Origin of the sequence: Sphingomonas mangrovi, from assembly GCF_047975845.1 — a bacterium.
Lineage (GTDB): Bacteria > Pseudomonadota > Alphaproteobacteria > Sphingomonadales > Sphingomonadaceae > Sphingomonas.
Map to the genome: position 1 here is coordinate 1 of NZ_JBIUCZ010000055.1, position 11,452 is coordinate 11,452.

Annotated in this window: 15 protein-coding genes; 6 read left to right on the forward strand and 9 right to left on the reverse strand. The window is 67.4% G+C overall.

Going from position 1 to position 11,452, the window contains the following annotated elements:
* Positions 1 to 228 precede the first annotated feature (228 nt).
* Positions 229 to 1,494 (forward strand): hypothetical protein, encoded by a 1,266-nt coding sequence (locus tag ACBY01_RS16665; protein ID WP_416462109.1) that lies wholly within the window; start codon positions 229 to 231, stop codon positions 1,492 to 1,494.
* Between the two features lie 448 nt (positions 1,495 to 1,942).
* Here ACBY01_RS16665 and rplL read toward each other — a convergent pair whose 3' ends face one another.
* Both rplL and rplJ read right to left on the reverse strand, forming a co-directional pair.
* Positions 1,943 to 2,323: a 50S ribosomal protein L7/L12 gene (gene rplL / locus ACBY01_RS16670; protein WP_416462110.1), complete on the reverse strand. Its 381-nt coding sequence runs from the start codon at positions 2,321 to 2,323 to the stop codon at positions 1,943 to 1,945.
* Positions 2,324 to 2,377: 54 nt separating this feature from the next.
* Positions 2,378 to 2,899, reverse strand: coding sequence for a 50S ribosomal protein L10 (gene rplJ, locus ACBY01_RS16675; protein ID WP_416462123.1), 522 nt, complete (start codon positions 2,897 to 2,899; stop codon positions 2,378 to 2,380).
* A gap of 426 nt (positions 2,900 to 3,325) precedes the next feature.
* Here rplJ and ACBY01_RS16680 point away from each other — a divergent pair, with 426 nt between their 5' ends.
* Positions 3,326 to 3,895, forward strand: coding sequence for a L,D-transpeptidase family protein (locus ACBY01_RS16680; RefSeq protein WP_416462111.1), 570 nt, complete (start codon positions 3,326 to 3,328; stop codon positions 3,893 to 3,895).
* A 174-nt stretch (positions 3,896 to 4,069) separates the two neighbouring features.
* On the opposite strand, the gene rplA is transcribed toward ACBY01_RS16680, so the two are convergent.
* The 4 genes from rplA to ACBY01_RS16700 form a co-directional block, all read right to left on the reverse strand.
* Positions 4,070 to 4,762 (reverse strand): 50S ribosomal protein L1, encoded by a 693-nt coding sequence (rplA, locus tag ACBY01_RS16685; RefSeq protein WP_416462112.1) that lies wholly within the window; start codon positions 4,760 to 4,762, stop codon positions 4,070 to 4,072.
* Between the two features lie 4 nt (positions 4,763 to 4,766).
* Positions 4,767 to 5,198: a 50S ribosomal protein L11 gene (rplK, locus tag ACBY01_RS16690; RefSeq protein ID WP_416462124.1), complete on the reverse strand. Its 432-nt coding sequence runs from the start codon at positions 5,196 to 5,198 to the stop codon at positions 4,767 to 4,769.
* 468 nt (positions 5,199 to 5,666) lie between these two features.
* The gene (locus tag ACBY01_RS16695) at positions 5,667 to 6,350 is read right to left on the reverse strand and encodes a spermidine synthase (RefSeq protein ID WP_416462113.1); all 684 of its coding nucleotides are present in this window, start codon (positions 6,348 to 6,350) and stop codon (positions 5,667 to 5,669) included.
* Complete coding sequence (locus ACBY01_RS16700; protein WP_416462114.1) at positions 6,347 to 6,682, reverse strand: DUF6481 family protein; 336 nt, start codon at positions 6,680 to 6,682, stop codon at positions 6,347 to 6,349. The genes ACBY01_RS16695 and ACBY01_RS16700 overlap by 4 nt, the downstream gene beginning before the upstream one ends.
* 115 nt (positions 6,683 to 6,797) lie before the next feature.
* On the opposite strand from ACBY01_RS16700, the gene ACBY01_RS16705 reads away from it, so the two are divergent.
* The 4 genes from ACBY01_RS16705 to ACBY01_RS16720 all read left to right on the forward strand — a co-directional run bounded on the left by ACBY01_RS16705 (position 6,798) and on the right by ACBY01_RS16720 (position 9,512).
* Positions 6,798 to 7,061 (forward strand): hypothetical protein, encoded by a 264-nt coding sequence (locus ACBY01_RS16705; RefSeq protein ID WP_416462115.1) that lies wholly within the window; start codon positions 6,798 to 6,800, stop codon positions 7,059 to 7,061.
* Positions 7,062 to 7,164: 103 nt separating this feature from the next.
* On the forward strand, positions 7,165 to 7,971 hold the full coding sequence (locus ACBY01_RS16710; RefSeq protein WP_416462116.1) for a hypothetical protein: 807 nt from the start codon (positions 7,165 to 7,167) through the stop codon (positions 7,969 to 7,971).
* A gap of 76 nt (positions 7,972 to 8,047) precedes the next feature.
* Positions 8,048 to 9,259, forward strand: coding sequence for an ImmA/IrrE family metallo-endopeptidase (locus tag ACBY01_RS16715; protein WP_416462118.1), 1,212 nt, complete (start codon positions 8,048 to 8,050; stop codon positions 9,257 to 9,259).
* Positions 9,260 to 9,317: 58 nt separating this feature from the next.
* Positions 9,318 to 9,512, forward strand: a complete 195-nt coding sequence (locus tag ACBY01_RS16720; protein ID WP_416462119.1) for a hypothetical protein — start codon at positions 9,318 to 9,320, stop codon at positions 9,510 to 9,512.
* A gap of 21 nt (positions 9,513 to 9,533) precedes the next feature.
* Here the strand turns inward: ACBY01_RS16720 and nusG are convergent, their stop codons facing one another.
* The 3 genes from nusG to ACBY01_RS16735 form a co-directional block, all read right to left on the reverse strand.
* Complete coding sequence (gene nusG / locus ACBY01_RS16725; protein ID WP_125960777.1) at positions 9,534 to 10,070, reverse strand: transcription termination/antitermination protein NusG; 537 nt, start codon at positions 10,068 to 10,070, stop codon at positions 9,534 to 9,536.
* 11 nt (positions 10,071 to 10,081) lie between these two features.
* The gene (gene secE, locus ACBY01_RS16730; protein ID WP_416462120.1) at positions 10,082 to 10,279 is read right to left on the reverse strand and encodes a preprotein translocase subunit SecE; all 198 of its coding nucleotides are present in this window, start codon (positions 10,277 to 10,279) and stop codon (positions 10,082 to 10,084) included.
* Between the two features lie 301 nt (positions 10,280 to 10,580).
* Positions 10,581 to 11,159, reverse strand: a complete 579-nt coding sequence (locus ACBY01_RS16735; protein WP_416462121.1) for a YqaA family protein — start codon at positions 11,157 to 11,159, stop codon at positions 10,581 to 10,583.
* Positions 11,160 to 11,452 lie beyond the last annotated feature (293 nt).

Below are 11,452 nucleotides of genomic sequence, written 5' to 3' on the forward strand. Positions count from 1 at the left end.
CAACAGGTCCGCAAAGGACGCCGGCCTCGTCTGCTTGCGCATCTCATCTCTCCGATACCCAGCGAAGAGAATTACATCCCCAGCTTTATGCAAAGGTCCCGCGTGCGCTGGGATGACGGCCGACGAAGAGGGCAGCCAGCGCGTCCCGCCGCACCTCCTGCACGACCCGTCGCGGCGTCACCCGGAAGGTGCTGGCGGCAGCGCCCCTTATCGGCGTTGGCCGGAGGCATGATCATTCGCGCCGCCGCCGCCTCCGTCGTCCTCCTCGCGCCGCTCGCCGCGGCGGCGCAGGACGTGTCGCCCACTCCGCTGCCGTGGACGCTGCCCCCGGGCAACAGCATCCCGCCCGCCGAGGTCGAGCCGCCCGTCGTTCCGCAGCCCGCGCCGACGCCCAGCCGCACCCCGCGTCCGCGCCCCACCGCCACCCCGAGCCCGGCCGCCACTCCACGCCCGCGCCCGACCCCCACGCCCGTAACGCCGGCCGCGCCGGCACCCACGCCGACGCCCACCCCCGAGGCCGTGGCGCCGGAACCCGCACCGGTGGTCGAGGCCACGCCCGAACCGACCCCCGAGCCCGTCGTCGAGCCGGTCGAGACTTCGCCCGAGACGCCGCCGGTCGAACCGGTCGAGAGCGAGTCGCGCGGATCGCTGCTGTGGGTGGTGCTCGCCGCGCTCGCCATCACGGCGCTCGGGGCGCTGCTGTTCTGGCGCCGCCGTCCTGCGGCCGAGCCGGTCGAGGCGCCGATCGACGTGGCGCCCGAGTCCGTCGCCCCGGTGGCGGCACCCGAGCCTCTCGCGCCAGTCGCGGTGCCGGTCGCGCCGGAGCCCTCCGCCCAGCCGAGCTTCCTGACCCGACCCCTCGCTACGCCGGCGCCCGTCCCGGCGGCCGAGCCGGCCCCGGAGGCGACCGGCCCGAGCTTCCTCACCCGGCCGGCGCCTGCCGCCGCGCCGACCGCCGCGACCCCGCCGATCGTCGCGACCCCGACGGAAGATCGTCCGCCGCTCGACTTCTCCTTCCTGCCCTTCGCGATGGGGACCCAGGACGGCAAGGCGGTGGTGCGCTTCGAACTGGGTGCCGCCAATCCGACCGACATCGGCGTCGCCGAACTGCGTTTCGCCGCCGGCATGTTCAGCGCCAGTCCCGAGCAGGATGCCGGCATCGAGCGGTTCTTCGCCGAGGTGCCGCAGCACGCCCAGCTCCAGCCGTTTCCGCTCGAGCCGCACGAGGCGCGCAAGCTGGAGGCGACGGTGTCGCTGCCGCTCGAAAACGTGGCGGTGCTCAGTGCCGGCGACCGACGCTTCTTCGTGCCGGTAATGGCGATCGACGCGCGCTACCGCTGGGCGGATGGCCAGGAGGCGCGCACCCGCGTCGCCTTCGTCGTCGGTCGCCAGATCCAGGGCAGCGACAAGCTCGGCCCCGTCTTCCTCGACCGCGGCGACCGCCTGGTCGAGCGCCTCGAAGCCCGCCTCCACGGCGCGGTCCGCCGCGATTGACCGGGCGCTTCTGAAAGGGCGGGGAGGGCGGCGGCCACCGTCCCCCGTCTTCGTCATGCTGACGGAAGTCAGCATCCAGATGCGCTAGGCTCGCGCCTCTTGGCCGTAGCGGCAATGGATCCTGACTTTCGTCAGGATGACGGGGCAGGAACGGCTGCCCGTCCCGCGGGCCTTAAGGTCGGGGCATTCCGCGGCCTCGCGTTCCCCAACCCCTGGTCCCCCGCCCCTTCCGTCATGCTGACGGAGGTCAGCATCCAGACAGGCTCCGCTCGCGCTTCCTGCCCGAAGCGGTGAATGCATCCCGCCCCCCGTCACGATGACGAGCGGGGAACGGGCCGTTGCGCATCCCATCCGCCGCCGTCGCCCGCAGACACGAAAAAAGGGGCGGCCCCGCAGGACCGCCCCTCTTCTGGTCGGCAAGAGCCGTCCGGCCGAAGCCGGACGTCGCTTACTTGACTTCGACGGTGCCGCCGGCGCCTTCGATCTGCGCCTTGATCTTGTCGGCTTCGTCCTTCGACACGCCTTCCTTGACCGGCTTCGGCGCGCCCTCGACGAGAGCCTTCGCTTCGGTCAGGCCCAGGCCGGTGATCGCGCGGACTTCCTTGATGACGTTGATCTTCTTGCCACCGTCGCCGGTGAGGATCACGTCGAACTCGGTCTTCTCTTCGACGGCAGCAGCGCCGCCAGCAGCGCCGCCGGCAGCCGGAGCAGCCGCAACCGCAGCAGCGGCCGAAACGCCCCACTTCTCTTCGAGCAGCTTCGACAGCTCAGCAGCCTCGAGGACGGTCAGTTCGCTCAGCTGGTCGACGATCGCGTTCAGGTCAGCCATGTGTAATCTCCAAAATCAAATGGTTCGGGTTGTTGGTCCGGGCAGGGGCGCCGATCAGGCGGCCTCCTGTTCCTTCTCCGCATGCGCCGCAAGCACGCGGGCGACCTGCGCCGCGGGTGCCTGGGTGATGGTCGCGAGCTTGGTCGCGGGTGCCACGACGAGCCCCACGATCTTCGCACGCAGCTCGTCGAGCGACGGCAGCGCGGCCAGAGCCTTGATGCCTTCCGCGTCGAGAAGCTGGCCGCCCATCGCACCGCCGACGATCTCGAGCTTGTCCGTGGTCTTGGCGAAGTCGTTGACGACCCGGGCCGCGGCCACGGGGTCGGCAGACGTCGCAAGCGCGGTCGGCCCGGTCAGCAGGTCGGCGATCACCGCATAATCGGTGCCTTCCGCTGCGATCTTGGCAAGGCGGTTCTTCGCGACCTTGTAGCTGGCGCCGGCTTCGCGCATCTTCGTACGGAGCGTCGTCGACTGGGCGACGGACATCCCGAGGTTGCGGGTGATGACCACCACGCCGACCTCGCTGAAGGTGCGGTTCAGCTCGGATACCAGCTCACTCTTTTGAGCGCGATCCATGCCGTTCTCCTCACAAATGGGCCGTGCACGAGGCGCGGCCCGGTACAGGTCCCGGTGGCGAACCACCGGGGGCGACGTGTCCGAGGGGCATGGGCTCTGGTGCCAGCGGAGCAACCCGATGGCGGACCCGGCGCTGCCGAAGCAGAGAGCCGGGAATAGAATCACCTTCCCCGTCTAGGCAGGACATTAAGCCGGAAGCCGGCACCTGCTGTCTCGGACGGCGAACCGGACGCGAGTCCGGATCAAGTGCGCGCCCATAGCAGAAGCACGCGGTCGCGCAAGCGAAAGCGCCTCCGTCCCGGAAAGAAACAGGACTCGCCGCGGCGACGCGTCCGTAGCGGCTGCATCTGCGGAACCGAACAGGGTAAAGAAAGCGTTAACACGCGACTGTCGCAGGCATGGGGCCGGTGCGGGGAGGGGTGTTCGATGCGAATTTCATCTCGGTTGTTCGTCGGGCCGGCGCTGCTGGCGGCTGCGGTTGCCGCCGCCCCGGCGATCGCGGCACCGGCCGCCGCGCCGGCGGTGGTGAGCGTGATGGAGACCAGCGGCACGCTTCGCCCCGGCGAGTATCTCTGGGCAGCCGACGGCGTGCCGCCGGGCAAGCTCGCGATCGTCGTCGATCTGCGCCGCGAGCGGCTCTACGTCTATCGCGGCGGCGTCGAGATCGGCCGTACGCTGATCATCTACGGCGCCGACCATCTGCCGACGCCGACCGGCCGCTTCCCGATCCTGCAGAAGGATCGTGACCACGTCTCCAACCTCTACGACGCGCCGATGCCGTACATGCTGCGGCTGACCTGGGACGGCGTCGCCATCCACGGATCGGGCGAGGACGTCGACGGCCGCTACGCCACCCACGGCTGCATCGGCGTCCCCGACGAATTCGCCGCGCTGATCTACGGCCAGGCGAAGATGGGCGACGTGGTCGTCGTCACCCGCGACTGGATGCCGGAGGTCTACGGCAACGAGGGCGTGCAGGTGGCCTCGGCGGGGTAGGAGGAGCCGGCGCGTAGTCGGTCACCGGCTCCGCTCGGCAGCGTTTTCGCGCCGGTATCGCGCCAGGCCGGAGTATCCCGTCGGCCGATATCGACACCGTATACCAACGCCGCCCATACAAAAAGGGCCGGGATCGCTCCCGGCCCTTTTCGTTTGGCTTGGTCCCGAAGGGGATCAGGCAGTGGCGACTTCGGCCACGTCCACCTTCACGCCCGGGCCCATCGACGACGACAGCGCGACCTTCTTGAGGTACTTGCCCTTGGCGCCCGACGGCTTGGCCTTGACCACCGCGTCGACCAGCGCGTCGAAGTTCTCGCGCAGGTCCTCGGCCGAGAAGCTCGCCTTGCCGATGCCGGAATGGATGATGCCGGCCTTCTCGACGCGATACTCGACCTGACCGCCCTTGGCGGCTTCGACGGCGGCGGCGACGTTCATCGTCACCGTGCCGAGCTTCGGGTTCGGCATCAGGCCCTTGGGACCCAGCACCTTGCCGAGGCGGCCGACCAGGCCCATCATGTCCGGGGTCGCGATGCAGCGGTCGAAGTCGATCTTGCCGTTCTGCACGGCTTCCATCAGGTCCTCGGCGCCGACCACGTCGGCACCCGCCGCGGTCGCTTCCTCGGCCTTGGCGCCGCGGGCGAACACGCCCACGCGCACGGTCTTGCCGGTGCCCTTGGGCAGCGTCACGACGCCGCGGACCATCTGGTCGGCGTGGCGCGGATCGACGCCCAGGTTCAGCGCGACCTCGATGGTCTCGTCGAACTTGGCGGTGGCGTTGGACTTCACCAGCGCGATCGCCTCATCGACGGCGTGCAGCTTCTCGGCGTCGACCGACCAGCTCTTCTGCTTCTTGCTCAGCTTGGTCATGGGATCAGCCCTCCACCACTTCGAGGCCCATCGCGCGGGCCGAGCCTTCGATGATCTTGGTCGCTGCCTCGATGTCGTTGGCGTTCAGGTCCTTCATCTTCGCGGTGGCGATATCGGCCAGTTGCGAACGCTTGATCTTGCCCGCGGACACCTTGCCCGGCTCCTTCGAGCCCGACTTCAGGTTGGCGGCCTTCTTGATGAGATAGGTCGCCGGCGGCGTCTTGGTCTCGAACGAGAAGGAGCGGTCGGCGTAGACGGTGATGACGGTGGGGAGGGGGGTGCCCTTCTCCTGGTCGCCGGTCTGCGCGTTGAACGCCTTGCAGAATTCCATGATGTTCACGCCGCGCTGACCCAGCGCCGGGCCGATCGGCGGCGACGGGTTGGCGGCACCAGCTGCGACCTGCAGCTTGATATAGCCGGTGATCTTCTTTGCCATGATTCTCACTCTGTAGCGGGGCAGGGCCGAAGCCGCGCCCGTTTCAAGTTTAGCGGTCCGTTCGGCCGCCCCGAAGGGCAGACGCCTCCCGCAAATTTTCCACGCATAACGTTGGAAGGCGCGCGCATAGCCGAAGCCGGGCGCAAAGGCAATGCGGTGGGCGGAACCTCCCAAGCTGAGGGACGATCGCCATTCCTCCATTGCCGTTCGTCTCGAGTAGGGATCGAGCTTGTCGAGAGCCCGTATCGAGAGAGCCACCGCGCGCCGACCTCTCGATACGCCGTCTCGACAAGCTCGACGGCTACTCGAGGCGAACGGATTAGGGGGAAAGTTGTGCGCCCGCGCTGAATGGCGATCGGCCTCAGTTCCCCGGCGCAGGCCAGGGCCCGGCTGGGCGAACGGCTGAGAGGCGCGTCGACCCTCGACAGGCTACCCCAACTGGACCCCGGCCTGCGCCGGGGAACGGACTCAGGCCTGCGCGAACCAGATCACGTGCTGCGGCCCCTTGCCGTTCTCGCGTGCGCGCACCCGCACCTCGTCGACGCGGAAGCCGGCTTGGCTCAGCCGCCGTGCGAACGCCGGGTCGGGTCCGGCCGACCACACCGCCAGCACGCCGCCCGGCCGCAGCGCCGCGCGGGCCCGCGTCAGCCCCTGCGGCGTGTAGAGCCCGTCGTTATCCTGCCGCGTCAGCCCGTCGGGGCCGTTGTCGACGTCGAGCAGAATCGCGTCGTAGCGCGTGGCCGCCGGTCCTGCCGAGGCCTCGCCGATCGCCGCGCCGACGTCGCCCATGCGGACCGTTACGCGCGGATCGTCGAGGCAGCCGTCGGCCAGCTCCGCCATCGGCCCACGCGCCCAGTCGAGGATGCCAGGCACCAGCTCGGCGACCGTCACCTGCGCGTCGGCACCGACGTCGCCGAGCACCGCCCGCAGCGTGAAGCCCATGCCATAGCCGCCGATCAGCAGCCGCGGCGCCGGGCGCCCGCCCAGCCGCGCGACGCTCATCGTGCCCAGCGCGACTTCGGAGCCGCGCATCCGGGTGCTCATCAGTTCGTTGCGCTCGAGCAGGATCATGAAGTCGCCGCCGTGGCGGACCAGCCGCAGCGGCGGCCCGCCCGGCACCTCGGCGACGCCGATCAGCTCGCGCGGGGTCACCGCTTGCGGGCTTTGCGCGCCGCGTAACGGGCGTCGCGCGCCGCCTTGAGTTCCTCCTCGCTCTTGGGCGGCTTGGGGGCCTTCGCCGCCTCTGCCTCGCGCGCGGCTTCCGCCGCGGCGACCTTGGCCGCCTTTTCCGCCTGAACGGCGGCTTCGCGTTCGGCGCGGCGCTCGGCCGCGGCGGCCTTGCGCGCGGCCTGGGTCGCCTGCCGCGCCGCGATCGCGTCCGGATCGGCGACCGGCTTGTTGCGCAGCTTTTCGAGCGCGGCCAGCTTGGCGGCCTTCGCCGCGGCTGCACGCTCGGTGAAATCGGGAGCCTTATACCCTGCCATATCGTATCCGTTCTGGGTCGCGACCGTCGCGACCTCGGTGCGAGCCCCTTAGCGGCAAAAGCGGCCCGAGTCTCGTTGCGTCCGGAGGGTGCGCGCAGCCCGGACCTTCAACTGCTTGAAAGGTTGGATTTGGGGGCAGAGGCCCACCCGCTCCGCCCGTCCAGAAGCCCGCCGCAAGCCCGCGCTGCCGGACCTGCCGCCCCCGGTCGAGGCGGCGCCGGCGGGCCTGCCGGAGCTGCCGGACCTGCCGCCGATCGACGACAGCGAACTGAAGCTGCCGGAGAACCGGCGGGTGCCGGACCCGAACCTCGCGATGTTCGGCGGGTGGCGGTTCGGGGCGATCGCCGAGCGCGCGGCGTGGCGGAATGGGAGGGGGTAGGGGGTGCCGGCGGCGGGAAGGGGCCGCTTTAGAGATAATCCGATTTTGGGACGCACCGCAGATAGGGGACACGGTCACGCCATCGAAATTTCGTTCTGTTTCGATGGAAAGCGCAGGTGAGCGCACGATTCTTACGAAAGCCCCTTTCATTACGCAAAGTTTTGTGGAAAAAATCCGCCACTGGCAACGGGAACTTGGCTCCATGGATATTCGCCGCACCATCCTCGACACCGTTCCGAAGGAACTGTGGATCGACCTTGAAGACCGCCATCGCGCCGAGGCGTTCAATGCGCACAATGTGGTCAAGACGAACATCCCGCTGAACGCCAAGCGGAGCCGGGAGGTCGAGGGCCAGATCCGCTTCCGTCTTCAGGAACAAGGCTATGAAGAGGTGGTCCAGCTTCACGGTGGCCATCTTGTCGATGACGGCATCATGCCGGGCACCGACTTGCGCGTTTATCAGCCCTTTGCTCGCTTTCAGGGCCCGAGAGTTGGCGTCATTCTCGGCTTCGCGGCGATGCCCGAGCCACGCAAAATGCCCGCCAAGAACATGTCGCGCGCTGCGGGTGTCTCACTGAACTGGCACCTTCAGCCAAGCATGTTCGATGACCCTGGGAGTTTGCGTGCGAACGATATTTTCGTGCTGTTCCTGACCGCTCGAGATCGCAACAGGGCCGGCATGATCGAGGAGATCGCGGTCGGTGTTATCGGCGCGGACTACAAGGATTTCCTCTTCTACGAATCACTCGAAGATTTCTTGCGCGGCTACGGCGATGGGGCCGATGCGCCGGATCGCCCGGACGGTCACGGCGACCGGGCTGCCGAAATCAAGCTCCGTAAGACGCGCAAGCTGTTCTTGCCTCCGGAGAATCGCCCGGATAGCGACGTCGAGGACGGCTCGAACGAATAGGTCGAGCGCACCGATACACGCTGATTTTTCTTGGCTTCGCACCTTGGAAAGGTGCGAAGCCGCAAGGACTCCGACCATGAGAATTGGTACTCCAGGCTTCATACCCGCGAGGCTCACCGAGATCCGTCATGCGCGGCGCATCCCTTCCCGCGCTGCGCTGGCAAGGCGTATTGAATCGAGCTCCAGCTCCGTGTCGCGCTGGGAGGACGAAGGTTCCGATCAGACGCCCGATCCCGCAATGCTCGTTCGCTTGGCGGGAGAACTCCACGTGCGTCCGGAGTATTTTCTTCGCGACACCTACGAAAGCGATCGCCCGACTTTCTTGCGTTCGCTGTCGAGCACTCTTGTTCGGGACCTGGCGTATCAGACGGCTCAGATGCAGTGGCTGCACGAAGCCAGCTACATCATCAGCCATTACGTCGACCTTCCTGAGGTCGATATTCCCGATGTCCTTGCAGGCGCTGATTATACCCAGCTGCGCGACGAGGACATCGAGCAGATCGCGCTCGATCTGCGGCGGCATTGGAATTTCGGCGAGGGGCCGAGCGGCGACATGGTGGCGCTGATGGAGCGCATCGGCATCGTCGTTGCGACCATCCCGATGAACACGACAAAACTCGATGGTCTCTGTAGCTGGTCGCCCATCGACGGGCGGCCACATGTGCTGCTCGCGACCGACAAGATGTCCTTCCCTCGCAGGCAGATGGACGCTGCTCACGAGCTAGCTCATGCCGTTTTGCACCGTGCGGTACCGGCCGAGGAGTTTGAAGCCAATCTACGCGTGATCGAGCGGCAGGCCTTTCGACTCGGCAGTGCCTTTCTCATGCCATCGACGAGCTACCCACACGAGGTTCGGCGCTGCTCGCTTGCAGTGCTGGCGAGCCTCAAGGAGAGGTGGCGAGTTTCGATCAAGGCTCAGATCAAGCGACTTTCCGATCTCGACATCATCCCTGAAGAGTTGTCGCGTCAGCTTTATAAGCTCTACTCGGCGAAGGGTTGGTCGAAAGGAGAGCCGCTGGATCAGCATTGGCCCATCCAGCAGCCGCGAGCTCTACGCGACAGCCTCAACCTGATCGTCGATAATGGAGTGCGCAGCAAAGCCGACTTGCTCGCGACCGAATTTACGATCTCGGCAACAGATGTGGAGTTGCTTTGCGGTCTGCCACCGCGCTGGTTCGAACGCGATTCAGCCGAGGTCGTGACGTTGAAGCGCGGTAGGACAGATGGCGCGATTCTATCGCAAGGCGAAGGCCAGATCATCGCCTTTCCGGATCGTCATCGTCGCTGACTCGGGTATACCTACCGAGGCGCTTCGCAGCTTCCAAGGAGAGGTCGGTGCCACCTCGATGGCCGACTTTATGGCGCATAGAATCCGTTTCTGGGCGGGAGAAATCGCCACCATCGCGCAAAACAAAAAGCCGGAGCATCGCCCCAGCTTTTTCGTGTCTCTCATGCAGCCCGACGCGGGAGTGAATCCCGCGTCGTCGGTCGGGTTCGGCGATGCCGACCCGCCGGCCGGAAGTGTGCCGTCTCGTGATTAGCGTCCGCTAATCACGTGCGGCTCACTTCGAGCGCTCGACCTGCTCGAAGTCCAGCTCGACCGGGGTGGCGCGGCCGAAGATCGACACCGATACCTTGACCTTCGACTTGTCGAAATCGAGCTCCTCGACCAGCCCGTTGAAGCTGGCGAACGGGCCGTCGAGCACCTTGACCGAATCGCCGATCTCGAAATCGACCTTGATCTTCTGCTTCGGCGCGGCGGCGGCTTCCTGCTTGGTGTTCAGGATGCGCGCGGCCTCGGCCTCGCTGATCGGCTGCGGCTTGCCCGACGAACCCAGGAAGCCCGTCACCTTCGGCGTGTTCTTCACCAGGTGGTAGACGTCGTCGTTCATGTCGAGCTTGGCAAGGACGTAGCCGGGGAAGAACTTGCGCTCCGACTGCACCTTCTTGCCGCGACGGACCTCCGTCACGGTCTCGACCGGCACCTCGACGGATTCGACCAGGCGGTCGAGCCCGAGGCGGGTGGCGTCGGCCAGGATCTGGTCGCGAACCTTGTTCTCGAAGCCCGAATAGGCGTGGATGATGTACCAGCGCGACATGCGTTATCCCTTTACGCGGCCAGGCTCAGCAGTGCCTTCACGAGCGCGTCGAACGCCGAGTCCACCGCGAAGAAGAACACGCCCAGCAGCGATGCCATGATGACCACCATCACCGCCGTCATCACGGTTTCGCGCCGGGTCGGCCACGTGACCTTCTTGGTCTCGGCCTGCACCTGGCGGATGAACTCGATCGGAGACGTCTTCGCCACTGTTTCACCTGAAGTCTTGTGCGTCACCGCCAGCGGGGCAAGGGTCTGCTGCCCGGTTCCTCCAAGGAACCGGTGCGGCCCATCCACGCTGTCGGATTGGGTCCGGTATCTAGCGACGAAGCCCGGAGGGTGCAAGCGGAGGTTGGTGGGGCTTGCCGAGCGGGCGCCGGGGAGCGGCGGCGAGGGCGCGTGTGCGGCGGGAGATGCCAGCCTGCGCTGGCAGGACAGCCCCACTCTTATCCCGTCACCCCAGCGAAAGCTGGGGGCTCGCCCCGCAGGCGGGCTCCCTGCGGCAGCCCTCTCAGAGCAGCCCGAGCACCAGGAATCCGCCGACAAGCGCGACCAGCACCGCGATGCCGATCAGGTTGAGCCGCCGCTCGATGAACGCCTGCACCGGCGCGCCGTAGCGCTTGAGCAGGAAGGCGATGAGGAAGAAGCGGAACGCGCGGGTGACGGCTGCTGCCGCCAGGAACGCGGCGAAGTTGAACTTGGCGAGGCCGCTGGCGATCGTCACCAGCTTGAACGGGATCGGCGTCAGCCCCTTGATGAGGATGATCGCCGCGCCCCATTTGGCGTACCACGCCTGGAACTCGTCGGCCTTGTCCTCCAGGCCATAGAGGTGGATCAGCCACTGGCCGACGCTGTCCCACAGGAAATAGCCGATCGCATAGCCCAGCGCCCCGCCCAGCACCGAGGCGATCGTGCAGATCGCCGCGATGCGATAGGCGCGCTCGCGGTGCTGCAGCACCACCGGCACCAGCACGACGTCGGGCGGGATCGGAAAGAAGGAGCTCTCGCAGAACGACACCACCGCCAGGCTGCGCACGGCATGACGGTGGTTGGCGAGACGAAGCGTCCAGTCGTAGAGCGCGCGAAACATCGAGGACCGTCCCGGGAAGCTGGCGGCGCGCCGGAAGGGTGCGCTCGAGGGGCCGGCCACGGCCGGTGCCGGCGTCCTACGCGGGCGCGGGCGGGCGGGCAAGCTGGCGGCGTGGGTGGGGGAGGGCGTCACCGCCGCCGCACCGCTGTCTCCGCCGCACCGGCGTCGCCACCGTGCGTCATCCCAGCGAAAGCGGGACATTTGCATAACCGGTTTTTTGGTGAAGCGGTGGCGTGAATGGTGGTTGCGGCGGCGGGAGTGGCGACGCGGCGGGGATCGGGTGGGTGAGCTGT